The organism is Escherichia sp. E10V5 (assembly GCF_004212315.1).
Lineage (GTDB): Bacteria > Pseudomonadota > Gammaproteobacteria > Enterobacterales > Enterobacteriaceae > Escherichia.
In genome coordinates, this window is sequence record NZ_RHJM01000002.1 from 312,226 (window position 1) to 337,010 (window position 24,785).

Annotated in this window: 25 protein-coding genes and 1 pseudogene; 4 read left to right on the plus strand and 22 right to left on the minus strand. The window is 51.2% G+C overall.

Features of this window, described 5'->3' with window-relative positions:
• Nucleotides 1-24: 24 nt before the first annotated feature.
• Genes lptG through D9738_RS01900 form a run of 7 tightly spaced genes read right to left on the minus strand, consistent with a single transcriptional unit; the run spans nucleotide 25 to nucleotide 6,494 of the window.
• Nucleotides 25-1,104, minus strand: coding sequence for an LPS export ABC transporter permease LptG (gene lptG, locus D9738_RS01870; protein WP_130259439.1), 1,080 nt, complete (start codon nucleotides 1,102-1,104; stop codon nucleotides 25-27).
• On the minus strand, nucleotides 1,101-2,171 hold the full coding sequence (lptF, locus tag D9738_RS01875) for an LPS export ABC transporter permease LptF (RefSeq protein ID WP_130259440.1): 1,071 nt from the start codon (nucleotides 2,169-2,171) through the stop codon (nucleotides 1,101-1,103). Before lptF ends, lptG begins: the two co-directional genes overlap by 4 nt.
• A 30-nt stretch (nucleotides 2,172-2,201) precedes the next feature.
• Nucleotides 2,202-2,759 carry a YtfJ family protein gene (locus D9738_RS01880; protein WP_130259458.1) on the minus strand — a complete coding sequence of 186 codons (558 nt, stop codon included), beginning with the start codon at nucleotides 2,757-2,759 and terminating at the stop codon, nucleotides 2,202-2,204.
• Between the two features lie 11 nt (nucleotides 2,760-2,770).
• Complete coding sequence (locus tag D9738_RS01885) at nucleotides 2,771-3,595, minus strand: hypothetical protein (protein ID WP_130259441.1); 825 nt, start codon at nucleotides 3,593-3,595, stop codon at nucleotides 2,771-2,773.
• On the minus strand, nucleotides 3,592-4,944 hold the full coding sequence (locus D9738_RS01890) for a lipopolysaccharide biosynthesis protein (protein ID WP_130223985.1): 1,353 nt from the start codon (nucleotides 4,942-4,944) through the stop codon (nucleotides 3,592-3,594). The genes D9738_RS01885 and D9738_RS01890 overlap by 4 nt, the downstream gene beginning before the upstream one ends.
• A 46-nt stretch (nucleotides 4,945-4,990) precedes the next feature.
• Nucleotides 4,991-5,749 carry a hypothetical protein gene (locus D9738_RS01895; RefSeq protein WP_130259442.1) on the minus strand — a complete coding sequence of 253 codons (759 nt, stop codon included), beginning with the start codon at nucleotides 5,747-5,749 and terminating at the stop codon, nucleotides 4,991-4,993.
• Nucleotides 5,750-5,780: 31 nt separating this feature from the next.
• Nucleotides 5,781-6,494, minus strand: a complete 714-nt coding sequence (locus tag D9738_RS01900) for a dTMP kinase (protein WP_130259443.1) — start codon at nucleotides 6,492-6,494, stop codon at nucleotides 5,781-5,783.
• A gap of 173 nt (nucleotides 6,495-6,667) precedes the next feature.
• Between D9738_RS01900 and D9738_RS01905 the strand changes: the two genes are divergently transcribed.
• Nucleotides 6,668-7,360 (plus strand): dTMP kinase, encoded by a 693-nt coding sequence (locus D9738_RS01905; RefSeq protein ID WP_130259444.1) that lies wholly within the window; start codon nucleotides 6,668-6,670, stop codon nucleotides 7,358-7,360.
• Between the two features lie 47 nt (nucleotides 7,361-7,407).
• Here the strand turns inward: D9738_RS01905 and pitB are convergent.
• Both pitB and gss read right to left on the minus strand, forming a co-directional pair.
• A pseudogene (gene pitB, locus D9738_RS01910) lies at nucleotides 7,408-8,906 on the minus strand (inorganic phosphate transporter PitB).
• 301 nt (nucleotides 8,907-9,207) lie between these two features.
• Complete coding sequence (gss, locus tag D9738_RS01915; protein WP_130208023.1) at nucleotides 9,208-11,067, minus strand: bifunctional glutathionylspermidine amidase/synthase; 1,860 nt, start codon at nucleotides 11,065-11,067, stop codon at nucleotides 9,208-9,210.
• 204 nt (nucleotides 11,068-11,271) lie between these two features.
• Between gss and yghU the strand changes: the two genes are divergently transcribed.
• Nucleotides 11,272-12,138: a glutathione-dependent disulfide-bond oxidoreductase gene (yghU, locus tag D9738_RS01920; RefSeq protein WP_126665286.1), complete on the plus strand. Its 867-nt coding sequence runs from the start codon at nucleotides 11,272-11,274 to the stop codon at nucleotides 12,136-12,138.
• 131 nt (nucleotides 12,139-12,269) lie between these two features.
• Here yghU and hybG read toward each other — a convergent pair whose 3' ends face one another.
• The 10 genes from hybG to yghX form a co-directional block, all read right to left on the minus strand.
• Nucleotides 12,270-12,518, minus strand: a complete 249-nt coding sequence (gene hybG / locus D9738_RS01925; RefSeq protein WP_000334900.1) for a hydrogenase maturation factor HybG — start codon at nucleotides 12,516-12,518, stop codon at nucleotides 12,270-12,272.
• Between the two features lie 12 nt (nucleotides 12,519-12,530).
• Complete coding sequence (gene hypA / locus D9738_RS01930) at nucleotides 12,531-12,872, minus strand: hydrogenase maturation nickel metallochaperone HypA (protein ID WP_000544953.1); 342 nt, start codon at nucleotides 12,870-12,872, stop codon at nucleotides 12,531-12,533.
• The gene (gene hybE, locus D9738_RS01935) at nucleotides 12,865-13,353 is read right to left on the minus strand and encodes a hydrogenase-2 assembly chaperone (RefSeq protein WP_000134014.1); all 489 of its coding nucleotides are present in this window, start codon (nucleotides 13,351-13,353) and stop codon (nucleotides 12,865-12,867) included. The genes hypA and hybE overlap by 8 nt, the downstream gene beginning before the upstream one ends.
• Entirely contained in the window at nucleotides 13,346-13,840 is a 495-nt protein-coding gene (locus D9738_RS01940) for a HyaD/HybD family hydrogenase maturation endopeptidase (RefSeq protein ID WP_001221940.1), read from the minus strand. The genes hybE and D9738_RS01940 overlap by 8 nt, the downstream gene beginning before the upstream one ends.
• The gene (hybC, locus tag D9738_RS01945; protein ID WP_000083065.1) at nucleotides 13,840-15,543 is read right to left on the minus strand and encodes a hydrogenase 2 large subunit; all 1,704 of its coding nucleotides are present in this window, start codon (nucleotides 15,541-15,543) and stop codon (nucleotides 13,840-13,842) included. Before hybC ends, D9738_RS01940 begins: the two co-directional genes overlap by 1 nt.
• The gene (hybB, locus tag D9738_RS01950; protein ID WP_000017694.1) at nucleotides 15,540-16,718 is read right to left on the minus strand and encodes a Ni/Fe-hydrogenase cytochrome b subunit; all 1,179 of its coding nucleotides are present in this window, start codon (nucleotides 16,716-16,718) and stop codon (nucleotides 15,540-15,542) included. The genes hybC and hybB overlap by 4 nt, the downstream gene beginning before the upstream one ends.
• A complete protein-coding gene (hybA, locus tag D9738_RS01955) occupies nucleotides 16,708-17,694 on the minus strand; it encodes a hydrogenase 2 operon protein HybA (RefSeq protein WP_001081870.1) in 987 nt (328 codons plus the stop codon). The genes hybB and hybA overlap by 11 nt, the downstream gene beginning before the upstream one ends.
• 2 nt (nucleotides 17,695-17,696) lie before the next feature.
• Complete coding sequence (gene hybO / locus D9738_RS01960; RefSeq protein WP_130259445.1) at nucleotides 17,697-18,815, minus strand: hydrogenase 2 small subunit; 1,119 nt, start codon at nucleotides 18,813-18,815, stop codon at nucleotides 17,697-17,699.
• Nucleotides 18,816-19,003: 188 nt separating this feature from the next.
• Nucleotides 19,004-19,291: a DUF2623 family protein YghW gene (yghW, locus tag D9738_RS01965; RefSeq protein WP_001059136.1), complete on the minus strand. Its 288-nt coding sequence runs from the start codon at nucleotides 19,289-19,291 to the stop codon at nucleotides 19,004-19,006.
• Nucleotides 19,292-19,409: 118 nt separating this feature from the next.
• Nucleotides 19,410-20,297: a YghX family hydrolase gene (gene yghX, locus D9738_RS01970; protein WP_130259446.1), complete on the minus strand. Its 888-nt coding sequence runs from the start codon at nucleotides 20,295-20,297 to the stop codon at nucleotides 19,410-19,412.
• Nucleotides 20,298-20,453: 156 nt separating this feature from the next.
• Between yghX and gpr the strand changes: the two genes are divergently transcribed.
• On the plus strand, nucleotides 20,454-21,494 hold the full coding sequence (gpr, locus tag D9738_RS01975; RefSeq protein WP_130259447.1) for an L-glyceraldehyde 3-phosphate reductase: 1,041 nt from the start codon (nucleotides 20,454-20,456) through the stop codon (nucleotides 21,492-21,494).
• A 39-nt stretch (nucleotides 21,495-21,533) separates the two neighbouring features.
• Here the strand turns inward: gpr and D9738_RS01980 are convergent, their stop codons facing one another.
• On the minus strand, nucleotides 21,534-22,028 hold the full coding sequence (locus tag D9738_RS01980) for a TIGR00645 family protein (RefSeq protein ID WP_000439331.1): 495 nt from the start codon (nucleotides 22,026-22,028) through the stop codon (nucleotides 21,534-21,536).
• A 190-nt stretch (nucleotides 22,029-22,218) separates the two neighbouring features.
• Between D9738_RS01980 and yghA the strand changes: the two genes are divergently transcribed.
• The gene (gene yghA, locus D9738_RS01985; protein ID WP_130259448.1) at nucleotides 22,219-23,103 is read left to right on the plus strand and encodes an NADP(+)-dependent aldehyde reductase; all 885 of its coding nucleotides are present in this window, start codon (nucleotides 22,219-22,221) and stop codon (nucleotides 23,101-23,103) included.
• 278 nt (nucleotides 23,104-23,381) lie between these two features.
• Here yghA and exbD read toward each other — a convergent pair whose 3' ends face one another.
• Nucleotides 23,382-23,807 (minus strand): TonB system transport protein ExbD, encoded by a 426-nt coding sequence (gene exbD, locus D9738_RS01990; RefSeq protein WP_130208035.1) that lies wholly within the window; start codon nucleotides 23,805-23,807, stop codon nucleotides 23,382-23,384.
• 6 nt (nucleotides 23,808-23,813) lie between these two features.
• Nucleotides 23,814-24,548, minus strand: a complete 735-nt coding sequence (gene exbB, locus D9738_RS01995) for a tol-pal system-associated acyl-CoA thioesterase (protein ID WP_130208037.1) — start codon at nucleotides 24,546-24,548, stop codon at nucleotides 23,814-23,816.
• Between the last annotated feature and the right edge of the window lie 237 nt (nucleotides 24,549-24,785).

The window sequence follows — 24,785 nt, forward strand, 5'->3', positions numbered from 1 at the left end:
TGGTGTTACCCCACGGCGGGATTATTAATGTTGCCTGTCGTACCAATACACCAGCATTAACGCCACCAGCACAAACGCTACTGGTAAACCGAGTGCGGTAGCGGGCGCACTCAACGCAAATAGCAATCCCAGATTGACCATGATTTGATAGCTAATCCAGGTAAGCAAGCCAACGATGACGCCTACAGCGAGACGGCTACCCATCCCCGGTGAGCGCGGGGCGCTAAAGGTAAAGGGCACAGCCAGTAAAATCATTGCCAGAGTTAAAATGGGTTGCCCCAGCTTCTCCCACAGTGCAAGGCGGCATTCGCTGCTGGGTTGTCCGGTTTCCTGCAAATAATGGATGTAATGATTGAGCTGACGGACAGAAAAAGTATTCCCCGGCATCGATAACTCTTCAAGGTTCATACTGGTGAATGCCGATTGCCAGCCAAGATTGGCTAATGTTTCCTGCGTTTCTTTGCCATTCAGCCATTTTTTATGATTCACGCCGTGCAGGATCCACGTTTTGCCGTCTTCAATGGTGGCACTGCGTGCATAAATGTAGGATTCGAGCGAGAGATCGTCGCGATAGTGAAATATCTCTATGCCTACCGGCTGGCCCTGTTCATTTAGCGATTTCACCGTTACAAATTCATTGCCGCGCCTGGCCCACAGCATATTGCCGGTAATGTCATCGTCCTCCCCCAACACGGTGGCAGTCGATTTGATTTGCAGCGCCTGTTGCTGCAATGGCGACGCCACCCACTCATCAATCGCGCCTAACGAAACAGTCCACAGTATCCCGGCGACCAGCGCCACCAGTGCAATACGGAAGATAGAAAACCCCGTGCTGCGAATGGCGGTAAGTTCACTATTTTTCGATAACTGCCCGAGACCAACAATCCCACCCAATAACGCGATAAACGGCGAAAGTTCGACCAGTGTGCGCGGTAAGGTCATCAGTACCACCAGCACCGCCTGAGTCCAGAGATAACCACCGGGGCTGACATCATCCAGTTCGTTAATCAGATTGAAGGTGGTAAAAAGCGGCAGCAGTAGCCCGGCAGCGGCAGCAAAACCGAGGAAGAGATGGCGGATTAAATAGCGACTGAAAACATTCATCGGGAAAATTTCTGCAGCAAGGAGAAGTCGCGTGCGACCAGCATCAACAGGCCCATTAGCATGAGTCCGGGCACTAACCACAAACCAGGAATGAGGGGAATCGTGCCGTTAGCCACCAGCGTACGGCAGACGTCACCGCCATAAAAAATGGCAACAAACAGCAACGTCAGTGGCAGTAACGTTGAAAATCGCCCTTGCCGCGGTTTTACCCGACTTAAAGAGATGGCCAGCAGAGCCATCAACAACGCTGTCAGGCCACGGCTTTGTCGCCATTGCAGTTCGGCATGATCGGCAGGAAATACAGAGCGCGCCAGTTCCGCGACCGATTTTGCTTTACGTTTGACGTTGGCACTTTGATCCAGTGGATTAAGATGTAATTGCAGATTACGGTAGATCTGTTCGTTGTCGTCACGACCCTGATGATCAAGAAGATAGGCGGTCCCGTTGTGCAACATAACGGTCGGTTTCTCGGGTGATGGGTCAACCACATCAACCGAACGGGCGCGGAAAACACGGGTTCGATTGGCAGTAGAAGTATAAATCAGCGCGTCAGTCAGGCGATTATTATCCTGATCAACCGTCTGCGAAATGATCATTCGTCCGTTATCGTTAGTGTTAAATTTCTTTGCCCGCAACTGGCGAACATCCAGCTCCGACTGCGACTGTTGTTCCAGTTGATAAATCTGCGCATAAGCCCAGGGCCGACCATACATCGACAACAGCGTGACAAAAATACTTAATGGAATTGCCAGATACAGAACGGCTTTATACAAACGTGCGGGACTGGCGCCCGCCGCAGAGATAGCGGTAATTTCCGAGTCGGTATACATCTGCCCAAGTGTCACACCAACCGACACATACAGGCCCACTGGAAGTAACATTTCAAGCGCTATCAGCACTTTGTAGAAAACAACATTAAGTACTACATCAAGCGCTAAAGTCCCATTGGCTGCTTCGGTCAGGTAACGCTGTGCAGAGTAACTGGCGAAGATAAAGATCAAAAAACCAACGATAATCAGCACCAGACGGCGCGTACCACGCATGATGTAGTGTTCAACCCGCTTCATCTCACTAACGTCCTCAATCCTTTGAGTTTTTTATTCATTGATCAGCTTCTGCGCCAACGCAATGACCTGATCAACCTCTTCTGGCGTCAGGCTGCCGTCCTTCGCCCACTGAATTTGCCCGTATTTATTCAGCACCAGAATGGTTGAACTCTGTTCCGGCAGTTGCCAGGCAACGCGCCCCAGACCGCTGCCGTCGATTACGAATTGCGCCCACGGATAACGACGTTTATTTTTTTCAATTTTACCTGTCACAAAATAGCCGGTGCCGAAGATGGCATCATCGGTGTTCACAATGGTGGTGGGCTGAAAACGATCCTGAGGAAAGTTTGCTGTTTCTACTGCTTTGATTAACAGAGAGTTCTTCTTCTTCGCTGACTTTCGTCCGGCGATATACTGAATAATGCGGACTTTTCCCTTCAGCTGCGTGCTGTTCCACTTTTGATAGTAAATTTCGTCATTTTTGAGCAGTAATTCGCCACCGTCCTGAATATAAACAGGTGTGACCGGTTTTCCGATGACGAAATTGTGCGCAGTAGCGCCGAACGAGAAGAGTGAAAATATCAGCGCAGTAATCAGACGAGAGGACATCATTACTCCGGTTATAGCGGAAAACGCGAAATCAGCAGTTCTAAGCGCTGACGAGTATCGCTGTCGAGTGCCACTGGCGCATCATACGATTGGCGATTGTCCAAATCATCCGCCACCATGTCGTCGTGCTTATCCCCCATCAGGCCATTAATGGCCGCCAGGAAGCGGGAAATCTGCAACGCCTCTGTATTTTCGGGATCAAGCGATCTTAGAGTGTCGTAATAAGAAACCTGCTGACTGATGATTTTTCGCACATCATGAAATTCCCTGCCGGTTAGCTGCGGCCTGGCAATAATTTCTTTCAGGATGCGCATTTGCTTCTGCCGATAAGCGATAAAACCATTAACGCTTTCTAGCTGGCTATGGCGTAATGAATAGTTCACCAGCCACCAGACAGGAGAGCTTAAATAAATACGTAACAGGTTGCCGTAATACGACACAATATTTTTCTTACCGTTACGAAAACCATCCTGAAAACGCCCCAGAAAAACGGTCGTTTTGCCAAATAAAAAACCAGCCTGATGCTTCTTTAAATACAGCCGTTGCGCAAAACGCAGATGCTTGTAGCGCGCTCGCATGTATTTATACTGTTTGCGTTCTTCGTCGGTAAGAGGGTCACCTTTAGCCTGCTTCAGGGTCAGGTGGAGTAACGCCTTGCGATTGACTCCGTCCAACCAGAATCTCAGGCATAATGCATAATTATCATGAATAATTTCCGATGAACAACGCAGTGCGATCGTTGGTGGTAAGCTAACTTGAGCGTCAACAACATCATCTTCTTCGACCGCGATAAATAAACGCTCACTGACCTCAAGTGGAAAATATTTTTTCATCATTGGGATTTTTCTCCCACTGCGTTATAGGCCAATAAATGGCGTTGAAAGAACGCCTTTAATGTCGGAATTAACGAGAGCACCACATCAAGACATTGCCCACCGAAGTAAGCAAATGCTGCCCCCAGCACGCCAAACAGATGGCAGAACATGAACAGCAACACGATGTAGCCGATAGAGGCGATGGTTTGCGCCACGAGAAAAGCACGCTGTTTCCCAGCCATTAGCAATAATGACTCCTGTGGGAAGCCCAGCATCGAAATAACAATGGCTCCGAGCATCACCTGGATCAGGTCATACGCTTCGAGATACTTAACACCAAACACCAGTGAAATAAGTGGCTTGCCAACGATTAACACGGCCAGCGCCACCAGAATGCCAATCCCACCAGCCAGTAATCCAGACTTCACGCCCAGGAGCCACGGTCGGGTAGTTCGTGGATCTAATCGCATGACTTCAGGGTAAAAACTCTTACCCAACAAACTGGCGGGCGTCCCGGCAGCATCGAAGAATGTCATGGCGATTTTAAATAACCCGGCAGCAGCTGGCCCTAATACGATCCCCACCAGTACCGTGCTACATGAATTACGCGCCGACCAAATGGAATGGGCAATGTTGGTTGACCAGACAAAACTCCATGCGCCTTTGATGTGTCGGGCAGACTCAAACAGATTCAATTTGAACGCGTTATGGATATTTCTGCGGCGTAATTCGCGCGCGGCAAACCACCAGTACATAGTGCCGCCAACCAGATTCGATGCGTACCAGGCGATAACAAATCCGGCAAAGCCAAAGTTAAAATACCAGGCGATTACGCTGCCCGCCGCACGCAGAAAAGGTTTCGTCGCCTGCTGTACAGCAATTAAGTCGAAGCGATCAACCGCACGCAAAATGCCGGTCGGCGTGGAGGAAGCCATTGAAGGAATAAGTGTGCAATAGAGCGCCGCCAGCCAAAAGCTTTGGTCATCCAGACCTAATGAATGGGAAAGGAATGGCAGTAAGGCAATGCCGCCGACAATCGCCACCGCACCACTGACGATATCCAGCGAGAAGGAAAATGAGACGACATTGCGGAATTGCTGGGGATTATTGTTGGTTAATGCTGGCGTTCCGTACTGCACCACCAACTGCCATGTCTGAAACTTAATAAAATCACTAATCGACTTGGCATAAGACTGTATGACGACAAGTACGCCAAACATCGCTGGAGTCATTCCTTTACCGGCGCACGAAAGCGCCAGTAAGCCCAGCAAGGCACTCACGACATTGCTGGAACCTAACCAGGCGCTGTTACGAATAATGGTGCGAAAGGCTCCATCTGCAAACCAATGTTTGATGTTAAAACCTGCCAATTCAGCCAGACCTTATCGTTGAAAAATGAAAAATATCCCGTCTGCCTTAAGTCAAGCTTCGGCGGTCAGAAACGATGGCAACCAGAGAAACCGCTTTCTGTGCCTGTTCCAGCACTTCGCTGTAGGGCGCTCTGGAATCAATCTCTAAAATTTTTGTGCCGTTATAGCCAATCTTCGACATGACGCCGATTTTGTCCTGCAACTCGGCATAGTCATGGTCAGGCTTGCGGGAGATGGCAGTATCAATATCAATCCCCAAACGAATGATTAATTCAGGACGGTACTGCGCCATTTGTTGGTATAACTGTCGCTCGCGCTGCGCCAGAAATTGGTTGATTTTCCCGGTCGCGCGTTCGACGCCAATCCCCGGCCCGTCATAATAAAAACCGGAAATTTCCGCCTGCGGAAAGCGATCGCTGACCACCAGTACGCCGCTTTGCGCCAGTCGCTGAACCTTACGAAGGTTCGCCATTCTTCGCAGCGAGAAGCAGTACATAATCACCGCCGCCCAGAGCGCCGGAGAGCGAGTTTTCATGCTTTGGGTTTTCGAGGATTTTGCCGCCAGTCGCCGCTCCAGCCAGACACCAACCAACGGTAATCGTTTGATTTTGTCGCCGTCTTCACCGGACAGTAGCCCCAGATAGCGCCGCTCGGTTTGCCAGTGCTGTTGCAATGATTTCACCAGATCGGTGGTCAGCGTGGATTTGCCGGTGCCATCGCACCCGACCACCGCAATTAGCCCCGGAATGTAGCTGGGCTGCGACGCGGTAGTGCTGTTAACAGCTTGCGTTTGTAGTGCATCCATTCTTTAAATCATCCCCTATCCATTTTAGTGATCAGGAAAGTGCGGCGTGAATTGCACGTAGTGACGCTTGCAGGATTTCATCGGCTGGTTGCCGACCATCCAGTTCAAGGATCCTGGCGCCGTTGAAAGTCAGTTGCGGCGTAACGGCGATTTTTTCCTGTAACGCCGCCAGTTGATGGTCAGGTTTACGCGAAAACGCGGTTTGTTCATCAATGCCAAGACGAATCAACAATACGGGCAAATAAGACGCCATCCATTGGTACAGCTTCAGCTCGCGCTGCCTTAACATTTTTACCCAGCCATTACCGCCTTTAGTTTTAGCCAGTTGTGGACCATCAAAACGAAAGCCAGGGACTTCAACCTGCGGGTAACGGTCGGTAATCAACAAAAAGCCTTGCTGGCTTTTTCTCAACATTTTGCGAAACTTGTACGCCCGCCAGCAGGAAAGCAAATAGATAACCAGCGCGGTAATATTGCCAGGCGGTGTTGAGGGCTTTTCATGTACATGAGCTGCCTTACCCCGCAGATAACGCCCAAAAGGGGCGCCAATTATAGGGAACTGTGAAATCCATTCGCCAATTCGTCCGGAAGACTGCCCAAGATAAATTTGTTCTGTTGGCATTATTGCTGCCAGTTCATTCACCAGGCTTGCCGTGAGGGTCGATTTACCTGAACCATCACATCCCACAATGGCAATAACACGCACTGGCATGGAATTAATTATTGACATATTACGTTGATTCACGAAAAACCCGGCAGCAAATAATGTATTGAATATTACGTGGTCCGTGCTCAGAATATCCGCTCAACCTTATTGTGACAATGGTTAATTGTGACATTGACCTGAATTACGCTTTCATTAAAACATATTAAACAGATAAATATTTGGGATGGATATTTAAATTTAAGGATATATTCATGCAGTCTATAACACCTCCATTAATAGCCGTTATTGGTAGTGATGGTTCAGGCAAGTCAACGGTTTGTGAACATCTCATTACCGTTGTCGAAAAATATGGTGCCGCAGAAAGAGTTCATTTAGGAAAGCAAGCCGGAAATGTCGGTCGTGCAGTGGTAAAACTGCCCTTAATGGGAAAATCGCTTAATAAATCAATTGAACGCAATAAAGTGAAAACAGCGAAAAAATTGCCTGGGCCAGTTCCGGCGCTGGTAATTACAGCGTTTGTCGCCCGCCGCTTACTGCGCTTTCGTCATATGCTTGCCTGTCGTCGTCGCGGGTTAATTGTTTTGACCGACCGTTATCCACAGGACCAGATTCCTGGCGCTTACGATGGTACGCTGTTCCCGCCTAACGTTGAAGGTGGCCGGTTTGTGTCATGGTTGGCAAGTCAGGAACGTAAAGCATTTCACTGGATGGCGAGCCATAAGCCCGATCTGGTCATCAAACTCAATGTCTCCCTGGACGTGGCCTGCGCACGTAAGCCTGACCACAAACGAGAATCTCTGGCGAAGAAAATTGCCATAACGCCAAAGTTAACCTTTGGAGGCGCGCAACTGGTTGATATCGATGCCAACCAACCGCTGGAACAAGTGCTGGTTGATGCGGAAAAAGCGATAATGGATTTTATGACAGCGCGAGGTTATCGCTAGTCAGAAGTGATAATGCCCGATCGCAGGACCGGGCATTAACAGGAAGGTTAGATAAGCTGCAATGCAATCCAGTACAGACTACCAGACAGAAAAATTGCCGCCGGTAAGGTAAACACCCACGCCATCAGGATACTGGTTACCGTTTTACGCTGTAACCCACCGCCATCTACCACCATCGTCCCCGCCACCGCAGAAGAGAGTACGTGAGTTGTGGAAACAGGCATCCCAATATAACTGGCAAGACCGATAGATACCGCCGCCGTCATCTGCGCCGCCATCCCTTGCGCATAAGTCATGCCGCGCTTACCAATTTTCTCACCGATGGTCATCGCTACACGGCGCCAGCCAATCATGGTGCCAATACCGAGTGCTAAAGCCACCGCCATGATTATCCACACTGGAGCATATTCAATGGTGCTTAACATATCGCTGCGCAGTTTTTTCAGCAGGCTCTGGTCTTCTTTGCTAACGCCTGGCAGTTTCGCCAGCTTCGCAGAGGTATCAGAGATACAAAGCATAATACGGCGCAGCTGACTGCGTTGACTTACGTTTAACGGCTCGTAGCTTTCCATATTGCCCGGCAGCATCGTTTTAACGCGCGCAATCGCATCAAAGGTATTTGCCGGATGACAATGGAACTCCGTCACTTGCGTGCCATCAGTCGATGCCGCAGGCAATGGAGGTTCCATCGCAATCAACTTCTGCGGTAGTTCAGGATGCTGTTGCAGATAGTGTTCGAAATTGATGACGGCATCGCGGGTACGGGTAATTTCATAGCCGGACGCGTTCATATTGACGACGAAACCTGCAGGGGCAATCCCCACCAGTACCAGCATCACCAGGCCGATCCCTTTCTGCCCGTCGTTCGCGCCGTGCGAAAACGCCACGCCCGCAGCGGAAACAATCAGCGCAATACGCGTCCAGAATGGCGGCTTACGTTTGCCTTTTTTCTTTTTGCGATCTTCAGGAATGCGGTGAATACGGTCACGCTTTTTCGTCCCGCTCCAGAAACGGCGCAGCAGGAAAATCAGACCACCCGCAATGACCAGGCCGACGATGGGGGAGACAATTAACGAGGAGAAAATCTTGGTCACTTCACGCAGGTTTAACGCATCCATCACCGACGAGCGGTCAATAGCGCGTTGGTTAAGCCGATGCCGATAATCGCGCCAATCAATGTGTGCGAACTGGAGGCCGGTAAACCAAAGAACCACGTTCCCAGGTTCCAGATAATCGCCGCCAGCAGCATGGAAAAGACCATCGCCAGACCGTGGGTTGACCCCATATTCAGCAACAAATCAGTTGGCAACATATGGACGATGGCATAGGCGACGCTAAGTCCGCCAAGCAATACGCCAAAAAAGTTAAAAAATGCCGCCATTACCACGGCAAGCTGTGGCTGCATGGCACGAGTATAAATAACGGTTGCCACCGCATTCGCCGTGTCATGAAAACCATTGATTGCTTCGTAGAACAACACAAATGCCAGAGCAAGTAATAACAAAAGCCCCGTGTATATATCAAGGCCAACAAATAAATTTAGCATATATTAGATTACGCCATTTTGAATTTACGAACGGACGCATTATCAGTGACTTTAACGGCGCGGGCAAAGTGAAATATCATCTTTTAACGATAAAAGAGTGTTATTTCTTTAGTATCAGATAATAAGTTGCCATTCAAAGTTTTAAGAAATAATTAATGTCGAATCATTTCAATCATTAATACATTCATATTGTGAATTTATTAACTTAATGTATTTCAATATTCAATATTTTGAGCATTCCATGAACGATTTTCCGTGCTGACTATTTTTGATAATCAGCACGGGTTTGCGAAAAAGTCTATTACTCTTTCAGCACAATTAACGGCTCAATATCACTCTCTTTTTTGATGACCAGAGATTCATCGCCGCGCAAACACGTCCCGCCGTAGTTGCCGCCCACGGTGAAGGTACATACCTGAATGTATTTACCGTCCACTTTTGGCAGGCACCACAGTTGCTGGTAGATATTTTTCTGCTCGGCAAATTTACCGCTGGTTTGGTCGAGCACCTCTTCATGATGGCTGACCAGGTCGATATTGCTACCACAGCGACCGGCAATCGGTTTCACGGCGTAACCGGTTTTCACCAGTTCATCATTAACAGTGAAATCGGTATCCAGCAGATAACGATGATGCGGGAACAGCGACCAGAGAATTGGCAGAATCGCTTTGTTGCCAGGGATCACCGTCCAAAGCGGTTCAAAAACCAGCACTTCCGGGCGTAGCAGAACGTCAATCAGGCGCACTTCATTTTGCGGATGACCAGTGCGAATCGGGACCGCAGCAAATTCACGGTCGCTGACTTCGCGAATCTGATCAAACGCCGTTTCCCACGCCCAGGTCTTCCATACGCAGTTAACCAGTCGCCCTTCCCCATCAATCAGTTGTCCGGCAGCATCCCAGCCCAGTTCATCTAGACCGCGCAAGATACGCGTTTCAAAGCCCGCCTGTTGCAGCGCCTGCTCCATAAACTGAGCGTGATAGTTCTCTTCAATATCTTTGTCCTGCATGATATGGACAAACGGACGCGCGCGACTGTGTTTCCACGCGCCAGCCAGTTCGGTAATCAGACCTTCCGCCGGATTGAAGCCGTTGCCTTTATAGCCCTGCTCCGCCCAACGTTCGAGGATCAAGCCCGCTTCAGTATGACAGGAGGCGGAGTCGGCGTTGTATTCATAGACCTTCAGGCCACGCTCATCCATACAAAAATCCATACGACCGGTGATCATATGGTGGCGACGACGCTGCCAGGAGAGGCGCAAACGCGGCCAGAGGATTTTCGGAATATCGAACAGCGCCAGCAGGTTGTCATCTTTCAGCACTTTATCGGTGGCGTGAAGATACATCAGATGCAGCTCGTTGGTGGCTTTAACCAGTTCCTGTTCGGCGCTCTCCGTAATGGTGTAGTAATGATACGGATCCTGATTGATCACCTGACCGTTCGCCTGCACGTAGGCGTTTTGCAGCGGATCTTTTTCATCCAGCCATTTACCGTCAAACTGGCCTTTGTCTTCCAGGCGCGCTCCACTGATCTTCAACAAATCGCCTGCGATTTCCGGCTGCGGCAAGCTGTATTCGGTATCTTCCGTCTGAATCATCCAGCCCAGAATAGTGGTGTCATCAAAGGTGTCTTTGAGGGTATAGCAGCCGTTTTCTACCACCATCTCCAGCTCGCGCGTCCACTGTTGCCCTTGCGGCAACGGGGAATGAATCACGTTCTGTTCGGCAATACGGACTTTGTTGCCATGTAATTGCGTAATGATGGCGACATGGCCGGTATCTTTAAATTCACCGCCTTTATCCCAGATAAGAAGCGCGCCCGCGACCGGCGCACGCGGCGAACCGTTAGGAAATGCCTGCAATGGCAGAATGTTGTCATTAACCACTTCACGCAAGAAGCGCAGCGAGAAAATCTCCCACGCCATGCCCACGTCAGTGAAGACCACACCGTAGTTCAGAAAGAGAAAACGGCGAGCAAACTCAACGCATTGCCATTTGTGGCCCATATATTCGTCGTCGATATAGCTACGGAATACGGCATCATCTTCGTATTCCTGCGGATCGAGAGAACTGTAATCTGAAGAGTAGATTGCTACACCACCGGGGGCGTAGCCCAATAACGTCCCGAACGGGGCATCCTGGCTGGTCGTTCCTTTGCTCATCACTTTACCTTTAACAATACAACCTAAGCAGTTGGCGTAATTGTTGTGCTCTGATTACCTGCTCAGCGACATTAACCGGACAGAGGTTAGACTTATCATACACCTCAACGCAGCGGCTGGCGCAAAGGGTTAAAAAATTCACATTCTGTACAGCAAGTGACCTGCTACACTGCTTCAACACTACCACTCAGAAGGCAACTCACTATGGCAGACAATACTTATCAGCCCGCGAAAGTCTGGACGTGGGATAAATCCGCTGGCGGCGCGTTCGCCAATATCAATCGCCCGGTTTCTGGTCCGACACATGAAAAAACGCTGCCCGTTGGCAAACACCCATTGCAACTCTATTCGCTGGGAACGCCGAACGGTCAGAAAGTAACGATTATGCTTGAGGAGCTGCTGGCGCTGGGCGTCACCGGCGCAGAGTACGACGCGTGGCTGATTCGCATTGGCGATGGCGATCAATTCTCCAGCGGTTTTGTCGAAGTGAACCCGAACTCGAAAATTCCCGCTCTGCGCGATCATACGCATAACCCGCCAATCCGCGTGTTTGAGTCAGGATCGATTCTGCTTTATCTGGCCGAGAAATTTGGCTACTTCCTGCCGCAGGATCTGGCAAAGCGTACCGAAACGATGAACTGGCTGTTCTGGTTACAGGGCGCTGCGCCGTTCCTCGGCGGTGGTTTTGGTCACTTTTATCATTACGCGCCAGTGAAAATTGAGTACGCCATTAACCGCTTTACCATGGAAGCCAAGCGTCTTCTCGACGTGCTGGATAAGCAGCTGGCGCAGCACAAGTTTGTTGCGGGAGACGAGTACACCATTGCGGATATGGCGATTTGGCCGTGGTTTGGCAACGTGGTGTTAGGTGGCGTGTATGATGCCGCAGAGTTTCTTGATGCGGGCAGTTATAAGCATGTGCAACGCTGGGCGAAAGAAGTGGGCGAACGTCCGGCAGTGAAACGTGGGCGTATTGTTAACCGCACCAACGGGCCGCTGAACGAGCAGTTGCATGAGCGCCATGACGCCAGTGATTTCGAGACAAATACGGAAGATAAGCGTCAGGGGTAATGGTTGGTGCATATCGCAGCAAGCCATGTAGGCCGGACAAGGCGTTCACGCCGCATCCGGCAATCAAGCACAATGCCTGATGCGACGCTCGCGCGTCTTATCAGGCCTACGAAAGCATCCGGTTTTAATCATCACGCGCTGGTAATGTCGTAATCCATTTGGCGCAGTGCGTCTAATGTGGCTTTGGCTTCGTCTTCGTCGATGATGCTCATGGCAAATCCGACGTGCACCAGTACCCACTGGCCCAGCAGATCGGCAGGGTTACCTTCGCAAATCAGGGCGATATTCACGTCGCGCCTGATACCACATACTTCAACCTGCGCAAGCTGGTGAATATCTTCACCGACAGCCAGCACCTGGCCTGGAACGCCAATACACATTGTTAACTCCGGTTATTCAACTTCAATACTTTTGACGATCAGCGAATCGCCGGTATCGACACGCAACCGCTCGCCGTGACAGAGCGGACACTGCGCATCGTGCTGATGAATCTCCACCACCTGGCTGCAATCCCAGCACCAGGCCTGGGCGGGTTTATAGACGATATGTAAATCGCACCCTTGCGCCACCGTTCCGTGGCAGACAATTTCAAAACTAAAACGGACGGCGCTCTCCTCAACGCAGGAGAGCGCGCCAATTTCCAGCCACACGGCGGTGACGCGCTTAACATCGTGCTGCTCCGCCTGCCGTTGGATAATCTCAACGGCGCTCTGGCAAAGCGACAACTCATGCATTTTCGCCACTCCTGCGACCAAACAGCAGGGCGCGACGCCCTGCATGTGGTACATCCGGATTAGTGACTGGCAGCGAAAGGATCATTCGCGCGCAGTCATCCGTCAGGCGTTGGCCCTCTTCAATCGACATGCTGTGCGAAAGCGGCGACATCAGCGAGCAGGAGAGGTATTGCGACACACCGTCCAGTTCGCCAACGGTAAAGGTCATAGTGCCATACGGCAGTTGCAGACCGATTTTTTCACTCACTTTGCGCAGCGGCCAAAGTTGATCCGGGCCGGGGAAGATAACTGCACTCAGCATCCACGGGGTGATCACACACCCCGTCCACTGACCTTCGAACAGCGTAAAGTCGGAAACATACACCGGCATTGAAGGATGCAGAAAAGAGAGATCGTGCATCGAACGCCGGGCAATTTCTTCAAATGCTGCCTGTACTTGCGCCTTCGGGGAGGTCTGGAAACCTGCTATCTCTTCAGTCATGAGTTGCCTCCCGTGGGATAGCTTCCACGCCTGATTCGCGCAGCGCAGCCAGAACCTGCTCAAGCGCAGGTTCAATCATTGCTTCAACCGTCGGCGTTAAGCCGATGTGCGGCTCCAGCGATTCCGGGATCACGCCGACCAGGGTCAGCTTTTTCGGAAACTCACCGGTGAAGCGCAGGGCCGACAAGACGTCGGCCAGGCCAAGCTGATGCGGAGAGATTTTGTTGGTAAACAACGCCGGAACTTCTTCATCCCGCAGGATCATCATCGTTCCCGGCGCGTTCTTTTTCGAGACAATGGCATCGGCGATAATCAGATGATCGCGATTTGCCATGTCGCCAAGCAGCTCCATTCCCGCCGTGCCGCCATCGAGGATCTCAACATAATCCGGCAGAATGTATCGTTGCTCTAACGCTTCAACAATCCGCACACCGATGGCTTCATCGGTCAGCAAAATATTGCCGACCCCTAAGACTAAAATACGCATTACAGAACCTTCACTGAAACCACTTCGTTGCCGTCGGCATCCACTACGTGTACCGCACAGGCCATGCACGGGTCGAAGGAGTGAATGGTACGCACCACTTCCAGCGGTTTATTCGGATCGGCAACCGGTGTACCCACCAGCGACTGCTCGTAAGGACCGACGTCATCATTGAAGTTACGCGGACCGGAGTTCCAGGTTGATGGAACAACCGCCTGGTAGTTGCTGATGATACCGTCTTTGATCACCATCCAGTGAGAGAGCATACCGCGCGGCGCTTCGAGGAAGCCAACGCCTTTAAACTCACCCGTTGCCGGAATGTTCGGTTTCACAAAGGTGGTGTGATCGCCTTTGCCGATATTGGTGATCAGTGCACTGTACTGGTTTTGCAGGATATCCTGCAATTCGCAGCAGTGAACGGTACGACCAATAATACGGCCCAGCGTGGAGTGCAGCTGCGCCACTTCCAGCGTGTTGCCAGTCAGTTTCTGATAAATCGCAACGATTTCATTCAGTTTGTTCTGGGTAGACTCGCGACCTGCCGCCAGTTTCACCAGCATGTTAGCCAGCGGCCCCACTTCTACCGTTTTGCCGTAGAAAGTCGGCGATTTCACCCAGGAGTATTTACCGTCGTCAGACCAACCGTCGTAAGCCGGAATGGTGGTGCCTTCCCACGGTGCCTGCGGCGCTTCGTCTTTATACCAGGAGTGCTTCGCGCTTTCCTGAATCCCTTTGATCAGGTATTCATCGGAATGGGAAGTGATCGGACGATACGAGGACAGATCCGCATTCTCAATGTAGCCGCCCGGGAACAGGAAGCTACCGTTTTTGCTGTCGGTCGGGAATTCCGGCACGCTCAGGTAGTTCACCGCACCTTTACCGCGCGTCAGCCATTCCGGGTAGAACGCGGCGATAACGGCGGTATCAACCTTGTAAACCTGCTCAACAAAGTCGCTCAGCTTGTCGATGAAAGACTTGATGTACATCAGGCGCTCAAGGTTCAGCACACCCAGACCGTCGAGGTTGATTGGGTTAGCGACACCACCTACCGCCAGGTTCTGAATGTGCGGCGTTTTACCGCCCAGCAGCGCCACGACGCGGTTAGCGTCACGCTGGCACTCCAACGCTTGCAGGTAGTGCGCTACCGCAATCAGGTTCACTTCCGGCGGCAGTTTCATCGCCGGGTGACCCCAGTAGCCATTGGCGAAAATACCCAACTGACCGCTGGCAACCAGATCTTTGATCTTGTTCTGAACTTTGGTGAACTCTTCCGGGCTGTTCAGATGCCAGGTCGAAACGCCTTTCAGCATTTCGGAGGCTTTGGTTGGATCAGCTTGCAGTGCAGAAGTGATGTCCACCCAGTCCAGCGCCGAAAGCTGATAGAAATGAACAATATGGTCATGCGTGGTGTGCGCAGCCAGAATGATGTTACGGATGTATTGCGCGTTAACCGGAACGTCGATATTCAGCGCACTCTCTGCCGCACGAACGGAAGACAGTGCGTGAGTAGTAGTACATACGCCACAGATACGTTGCACAATCATCCATGCATCGCGCGGATCGCGGTTTTTCACGATCTCTTCCATGCCGCGCCACATGGTACCGGAAGCCCATGCTTTCGAAACGACGCCATTTTCGATTTCGCAATCGATGCGTAAATGCCCTTCAATTCGGGTTACCGGATCAATAGTAATTCTCTGGCTCATGCTTTGCTCGCCTCATGACGATTATGATCGTTTTGTTTTAAAGGAGGAAGTATCGGCAGTAGGCGAATGAGTACGATGTAAGCGCAAATCTCAATAGCCACAAAACCAATAGAAATCAACAGTTCTTCCCAGGTCGGGAAGTAGGCGTAACCGCCGCCCGGGTTGAATGCCACCAGCGAATAGGTCAGACGCCAGGTTGCACAACCTAACAGCGCGCTCAGTGCCGACAGGAACAGCATGCGGGAATCATTACGCAGCTTCGCCACACGCAGAACCACCAGCGGGAAGAGCATCAGCAGGACTTCAATCCAGAACATCACGGAGTAGAAGTCACCGGCAAACGCTAACGACAGCTTGTCGCGATAGATAAGCTCGCCAAAGCGCAGCACGATGAAAATCGCCAGCAGTACGCTGATGGTATTCGTCAGCTTGACGAACAGGCTCTTTTCATCTGGACCATTGCCACGCAGACCCGCCTGCACCAACGAACCTTCAAAGATGACAATCGAGAAGCCCATGATGAACGCCGTCAGCAGCGAGAACAGCGGCAACATTTCATAGCTCTGCCACAGCGGATGCACTTTGTAGCCCGCCGAGATCATCAGTGACCCCATTGAAGACTGGTGCATGGTCGGCAACAGCGCGCCAAGTGCAATGATGAAGAACATCACCTTGTTCAGACGCTTGAGAGAAACCTTCCAGCCCAGACGTTCAAACAGTGCCGGAGCAAACTCCAGTGCCATCACGCCGATGTAGATGGTCATACAGACCGCCGTCTCGAACAGTACCGAGTTCACGTTGAAGTGACCCGGAATGTAGAAGTACGGCAGGTTCCAGTAACGACCAACGTCGATGGTGATCGACAAGCCGCCCAGTGAATAACCGAACAGACTTGCCAACAGCGCCGGACGCACCAGCGGATGGTATTGCCCACGGTTAAAGACGTATACCGCCCACGCCAGCGCCCAGCCGCCACAGGCAAAGCCGGTGCCGATCAACAGGTCAAACGCGATCCACACGCCCCACGGGAAGCCGCCGTTCAGGTCGGAGACAGAGCCCAGACCGAACACCAGACGCTTCACAATCAGGAGCATACAGATGACGATTAACGGTCCAAAAATCATGACCGGTTTACTGATGATTTTGCCGCCCAGCGGTTGTGGATCATGACTCATGATCGTCTCCTCCGTCGTGATGGTCGTTTTTGGTGTTGCGACGAACCAGCACGGTTAAGCCCGCCAGCACAGCCAGTGGTAGCATCATGCCTTTATACAGGGTGTGTTGAATATTTTCGGAACGCGCACCGGTAGAAAGATCGTCCAGTTTCGGCAGGTCGAGATTTTCATAAGGAACGCCCGTCAGTACCAGAACCTGAGTACCGCCGCCCTCTTTCTCGCCGTACAGATGCGGATAATATTTCGGCACCGTATGCAGGTAAGTGTCGCCAGATTTCAGCGTCTGACGCGGATAGTGGTATTCGCTGCCAGGCTTCAGCGCCAGACGTTTTTTCGCCTCCGCCATCAGCTCTTCACGCGTACCAAAAATCACCGCCCCCGCCGGGCATACTTCTACGCAGCCAGGCAGACCGCCTTTATCGAGACGTTCCACACCTTTCTGGTTGCACAGTTCGCACTTATGCAGCGCACCAAACGGGTTGTTGTAGTCGTACTTCGGCACGTTGTACGGACAGGCAACCATGCAGTAACGGCAGCCGGTGCACACATCTTTGTCGTAATGGACAATGCCGGTTTTCGGATCTTTTTTCAGCGCAGATACCGGACACACGGAGACACAGTTCGGATCGACGCAATGCATACACTGTTTCTTAATGTACGCGTAGCCGTTCTCTTCCTGGTCTTTGTTGACGCCCGTGCCGCTGGTCCACACCTGAATGATGTTATTGGTATACGGCGACAGTTTGTCGTTGTTCGACCAGGTCTGTTCCCCTTGCGGGTTACGTTCAGGGAAGTTGATATCCTGACACTTGGTGACGCAAGCCTGACAGCCTACGCACAAGGTCGAGTCGTACAACATACCCAGCGATCCCGGAATTGGCGGGCGGTTTTCAGCAGCCGCATGACTGACAGACGGCAGTGCGCCCGTCAGCAATGCCCCGCAGGAGGCTGCTTTAATAAAATTACGTCTGTTCACGGTTATTCTCCCCGTGAGTCAGCGTTATCTTTCTTTTGCTGACGACCCAGTTCACGCACCGCCATCACGCTGACACCGGCAACCAGCCCAACCACACCGCCGAGCAAACCAATAGCGCCCGCAGAGACGTTGCCGCCTTCTTTAGCGTTGACATCCGGTTTTTGTGAACGCGGCGTCTGGTTTTCGACGTTGGCAAGCTGATGGATGCCTTTATGGAAGCCGACACCCTCTTCGTTACAGCCATAGCATGGGTGACCAATTGCCACCGGCCACACGCCGCCAACGTCGCAGAATTGCAGCGTGGAGCAGTTGCCGTAAGTTTCTGGCCCTTTACAGCCGAGGTGGTACAGGCACCAGCCTTCGCGGTGGCCTTCATCGCCGAACTCTTTGGCAAAACGACCAGCATCGAAGTGCGGACGACGTTCGCAATGTTCGTGAATCAGACGACCATAAGCGAAGGTCGGGCGGTTTTTGTTATCCAGCTTCGGCGGTTTACCGTAAGTGATGATGTGCGCAACGGTCGCGAGGAAGTTGTGCGGGTTCGGCGGGCAGCCTGGAATGTTAATAACGGTTTTGCCTGGCAGAACTTCTTGCAGGCTGACCGCGCCAGTCGGGTTAACCCCGGCAGCGGCGACGCCGCCCCACGCGGAGCAGGAACCGATAGCGATAATGGCTGCTGCGCCTTCTGCCGCTTTGCGGATGTGGTCCACAATCGGCTCACCGGCAACCATGCAATAAATACCGTTATCTTTTAATGGGATGGAACCATCCACAACCAACACATACTGCCCTTTGTATTTCTCGAGCGCGTTGTGTTTGTTCTCTTCAACCTGATGGCCGAAGGCGGCAGAAAGCACTTCGTGATACTCCAGAGAGATAGTCTCCAGTACGAGGTTTTCTACCGTTGGATGCGTCGCACGAAGCAGAGATTCCGTACAACCGGTGCATTCCTGCGCGCCAATCCAGATAACCGGCGGGCGCTGCGGGTTAGTGACCGATTCGGCCATCTCTGCGACGGCTTTGCTACTTAACCCCATGGTGGCGGCTAATGCTGCACAAAGCTTCATGAAATCACGACGATTAATGCCGTGAGAATGGATGAGGGTGTTATCTCCAGTCATTTATAGTTATTCCGTTGCGAAGACCTGGCATATATTTTGCCTCAACCGCAAAATCAATAATGCGATCGATGCGCCATTTACCACACATTTATTATGGTTATCATTACAATGATACTGCGGCGGGGCGCTAAAACGAAGGGAATAAGCATTAGTGTAATTAATTAAAGCAAGATAATACGTATGTTTGATCAATTTTCGAGGCGATAACCCGCCATAAAAAAGCGCAACGTAGAACAGGAATTATTCTCACGAAAGAAATCCATTACCATCTCTTTATCCAGCCCATAACGGCGCGTCAGAATACCCGCTTCCCAGGCGCTGAGCTGGCGATCGCCGGTCTTTTCATACATCCGGTGCGAGTAGCCTAATACAAAACCACGTTTATAATCGGCGCAAAATTTAGTCACATTAACTGCACTGTCGGCATGCGTTGCTTTTAATCCCGCCATTAAGCCTTTACCGAAATGGTTATTCATCGTTTACCTCAAACGTTATATATCAGTATATATAGCGATATTTTAGGCAAACTCCGACTTTTACGCACGCTATTTTTTCCTGCACATGTAGGACGTTATCCTTTAAGGGATAAACACTTCAGGAAAGATATTTATCGAACCATGTCAGCGTCCTTTGCCAGGCAAGATCGGCGGCTGATTTGTCATAACGTGGCGTGGAATCATTATGGAATCCATGGTTAACCCCCGGATAAATATACGCTTCATAGACTTTGTTATTAGCCTTCAACGCCGCCTCGTAAGCGGGCCAGCCCTCATTGATTCGGGTGTCCAGTTCAGCATAGTGGAGCAGTAAAGGCGCTTCGATCTTCGCCACATCGGCAGTAGGTGCCTGGCGACCATAAAAAGGCACCGCACAGGCCAGTTCCGGATACGCCACGGCAGCCGCGTTCGAGACGCCGCCGCCATAGCAAAATCCGGTTATGCCAACTTTGCCCGAGGCTTGGGGATAGCGTTGCATAAACTCAATTGCAGCAAAGAAATCATTCATCAGTTTGGTTGGATCAACCTGCTGTTGCAGTTCGCGGCCTTTATCATCATTTCCCGGGTAACCACCAACGGAACTTAAACCGTCGGGTGCCAGAGCGATGTATCCCGCTTTAGCCACCCGCCGTGCTACATCTTCGATATACGGATTCAGCCCACGATTTTCATGCACGACCACCACAGCGGGTGTTTTGTCGCTCATCTTCGCAGGCTTCACCAGATAACCACGAACCTCGCCGTGACCATTTGGCGAAGGATATGTGATGTACTCAGCGACAATCTCCGGGTCGGTAAACTCCACCTGGGTCGCCCACGCGTAATTTGGCTTGAGCAAATCAAACAACGCTAACGCCGTCATCCCGCCCACCGCGTACTTCGCTGCCAGGTTGAGGAACTCACGTTTCGATATTTTCCCGTGAGCGTAATAGTCGTAGTAATCCAGCAACTCTTGCGGAAAATCTTTGGCGGTCAAACGCGGCATCGTTTTACTCCTCAACTGTTGTTTTTTTAAGCAAAGCATAAGCGTGTGTTTTTGCCCAGTTTTTCGTCACTCTGTGAGCGATGCTACGGGATACGTCCAGGTAAATCGCTAGACTAGAAACATTGTTTCGAAATTGAATGGTGGAAAGGAGATGTCATGGTCTGGTTAGCGAACCCCGAACGTTACGGGCAGATGCAGTACCGGTATTGCGGAAAAAGCGGTTTACGCCTGCCCGCGTTATCGCTCGGTTTATGGCACAATTTCGGTCACGTTAACGCGCTGGAATCACAGCGTGCGATCCTGCGTAAAGCGTTTGATTTAGGCATTACGCACTTTGATTTAGCCAACAATTACGGGCCACCTCCAGGAAGCGCAGAAGAGAACTTTGGTCGTCTGCTGAGGGAAGATTTTGCGCCTTATCGTGACGAGTTAATTATCTCCACCAAAGCCGGATACGATATGTGGCCCGGCCCGTACGGCTCTGGCGGCTCACGTAAATACCTGCTCGCCAGCCTCGACCAAAGCCTGAAGCGTATGAGGCTGGAATATGTCGATATCTTTTACTCGCACCGTGTCGATGAAAATACGCCAATGGAAGAAACCGCCTCTGCGCTTGCCCATGCGGTGCAAAGTGGTAAGGCGCTGTATGTTGGGATCTCTTCATACTCGCCAGAGCGGACGCAAAAAATGGTCGAGTTGCTGCGCGAGTGGAAAATTCCGCTGTTAATTCATCAGCCTTCATACAATTTACTGAACCGCTGGGTGGATAAAAGTGGCCTGCTGGATACCCTGCAAAATAACGGCGTGGGCTGCATTGCCTTCACCCCACTGGCCCAGGGATTGCTGACCGGAAAATATCTCAACGGCATTCCTGAAGATTCACGGATGCATCGCGAAGGTCATAAAGTGCGCGGCCTGACACCGAAAATGCTCACCGACGCTAACCTCAACAGCCTGCGGTTATTGAATGAAATGGCGCAGCAGCGCGGTCAGTCGATGGCGCAAATGGCGTTAAGCTGGTTGCTGAAAGAGGAGCGAGTGACGTCGGTATTGATTGGTGCCAGTCGTCCAGAGCAACTGGAGGAGAACGTGCAGGCATTGAATAATCTGGCGTTTAGTGCCGAAGAACTGGCGCAGATTGACCAGCATATCGCCGATGGCGAGCTAAACCTGTGGCAAGCATCTTCCGATAAATAACAAGTTCATACCGGGCGCGAGAACCGCGCCCGAATCAGATCAGTGATTATGACGAGTCAGTCGGTCAAGATAGCCCATCACAAATGCAGAAAGCACAAACGTCAGATGGATAATGACGTACCACATCAGTTTGTTATCCGGGACATTTTTCGCATCCATAAAGACGCGCAGTAAGTGAATGGAAGAGATTGCCACAATCGACGCTGCCACTTTGTTTTTTAGCGACGTTGCGTCCATTTTCCCCAGCCAGTTCAGTTTCTCTTTGTTCTCGGAGATATCCAGCTGCGAGACGAAATTCTCATAACCGGAAAACATCACCATCACCAGCAAACCGCCAACCAGCGTCATATCCACCAGCGACAGCAACACGAGGATCAAATCTGATTCTGCCATTGAGAAGATATTCGGCAGGACGTGAATAATCTCCTGAAAGAACTTCAGCGCCAGGGCAACCAGCGCCAGCGAAAGGCCAAAGTACACGGGGGCAAGCAGCCAGCGAGAAGCATACATTGCATTTTCAAGAAAACGTTCCATACATTCCTGTCGTGTAGTTAAAACGGGCAACAGTATATCGCAATTGAGTTAACAGCACGCAACAGCAAATCAACATATACGTTAACCCGTTATCGCATAAATCCGAGGTTTAGGGATCTTCCTGGTTCCCTGATTACCGTGGCACGTGCGTCTACCCTTAAAGGACGTTGAACCTGAAGGGAGAAAAGCGATGTCTCATTTAAAAGACCCGACCACACAGTATTACACTGGTGAATATCCCAAACAGAAACAACCAGCGCCCGGCATCCAGGCGAAGATGACGCCCGTGCCAGATTGCGGCGAGAAAACCTATGTCGGTAGCGGTCGCCTGAAAGATCGTAAAGCACTGGTGACAGGGGGCGATTCCGGAATCGGTCGCGCTGCCGCCATCGCTTACGCCCGTGAAGGGGCTGACGTGGCGATCAGTTATCTTCCCGTGGAAGAAGAAGATGCTCAGGATGTGAAAAAGATCATTGAAGAATGCGGACGCAAAGCCATTCTGCTGCCGGGCGATTTAAGCGATGAGAAATTTGCCCGTTCGCTGGTTCACGACGCGCATAAGGCGTTAGGCGGGCTGGATATTATGGCGCTGGTCGCCGGGAAACAGGTTGCCATTCCTGATATTGCAGACCTCACCAGCGAACAGTTTCAAAAGACCTTTACCATTAACGTTTTCGCGCTGTTCTGGCTAACCCAGGAAGCAATTCCCCTGCTACCGAAAGGCGCCAGTATCATCACCACTTCGTCAATCCAGGCCTACCAGCCAAGCCCGCATTTGCTGGACTATGCGGCTACGAAGGCGGCGATTCTGAACTACAGCCGTGGCCTGGCAAAACAAGTCGCGGAGAAAGGTATTCGGGTGAATATTGTCGCGCCAGGCCCTATCTGGACAGCACTGCAAATTTCCGGCGGACAGACGCAGGATAAGATCCCGCAGTTTGGTCAGAAAACACCGATGAAACGTGCGGGGCAACCGGCGGAGCTGGCCCCTGTATATGTTTATCTGGCAAGTCAGGAGTCGAGCTATGTCACCGCAGAAGTGCACGGCGTGTGTGGCGGCGAACATTTAGGCTAAAAAATACCCGGTTGTGTGATAGCAACCGGGCATCATTGTGCTTTTAACCTTGCCGGATGCGGCGTAAACGCCTTATCCGACCTACAAACTCATGAAAACTCAACACGTTGCGATAGATTTTGTAGGCCTGATAAGACGCGCCAGCGTCGCATCAGGCATTGAGCACCGAATGCCGGAGGCGGCGTAAACGCCTTATCTGGCCTACCAGCTCGTGCAAATTCAACACGTTGCGATAGATTTTGTAGGCCTGATAAGCGTAGCGCATCAGGCAATTCTCTTTACTTCGCTTTGGCAGTTTCTTCGCCGACCAGACCAATCTTCAGGTAACCTGCCTGATGCAGCTTATCCATTACCTTCATCAACATCTCGTAGTCGACGGTCTTATCTGCACGGAAGAAGATGGTAGTATCTTTCTTACCTTCGGTTAACGCATTCAGCGCCGTAACCATCGTTTCATCGGTGACCGGATCGTTACCGATAAACATTGAGTTGTCCGCCTTCACCGACAGATAAACCGGTTTTTCCGGGCGCGGCTGCGGCGTGCTGGTAGAAGCAGGCAAGTTCACCTTCACATCTACCGTCGCTAACGGTGCCGCCACCATAAAGATAATCAGCAGAACCAACATCACGTCGATAAACGGCGTCACGTTGATATCATGCATTTCGCCGTTATCGTCGAGGTTTTCGTTAAGATGCATTGCCATCGGACATTATCCTGCGCGTAATTTTTGTGCAACACGAACCGGATGCGCAGCGGCGCTGGCTTCCAGATCCAGGTCACGGCTTTGCAGCAACAATACCTGCGCTGCGACATCGCCAAGCATCGCTTTAAAGCCGCCAATCTGGCGTGCAAATACGTTATAGATAACGACCGCCGGAATCGCTGCCACCAGACCGATTGCCGTTGCCAGCAACGCTTCTGCAATACCCGGTGCAACCACTGCCAGGTTGGTAGTTTGCGTTTGCGCGATACCAATAAAGCTGTTCATGATGCCCCAGACCGTACCAAACAGACCAACGAACGGCGAAATTGCGCCGATGGTAGCAAGATAACCGTTACCGCGGCCCATTTGACGACCTACTGCGGCGACCCGACGCTCAAGGCGGAAACTGGTACGCTCTTTAATACCTTCGTTATCGTCGCTGCCTTCTGACAGTTCCAGCTCGTTCTGCGCTTCATTGAGCAAATGCAGGCTTAAGCTTTTGCTACCAAAATCAGCGGCGATATCGCTGGCCTGGTTTAAAGAGCGTGCTTCAGCCAGCAGTTGCTGCTCGCGCTTCAGGCGACGCTTCTGGTTGAAGAACTCTACGCTCTTGCTGAAAAAGATTGCCCAGGTGACTACGGAGGCCAGAATCAGCCCAATCATCACGCACTTAACGACAATATCGGCGTGCTGATACATACCCCAGACGGAAAGGTCCGTCTGCATTAAATTATTACCCACTGTGTATCTCCAGGACGCAAGTCACAAAATCTGCGCACAATAATATCAAAACGACGTCGAATTGATAGTCGTTCTCATTACTATTTGCATACTGCCGTACCTTTGCTTTCTTTTCTTTGCGTTTACGCAGTAAAAAAGTCACCAGTACACCTTTTGCGAAATTTTTCTGCTTTATGCCAATTCTTCAGGATGCGCATGACCTCATTCGTGCTAGTTTAGACATCCAGACGTATAAAA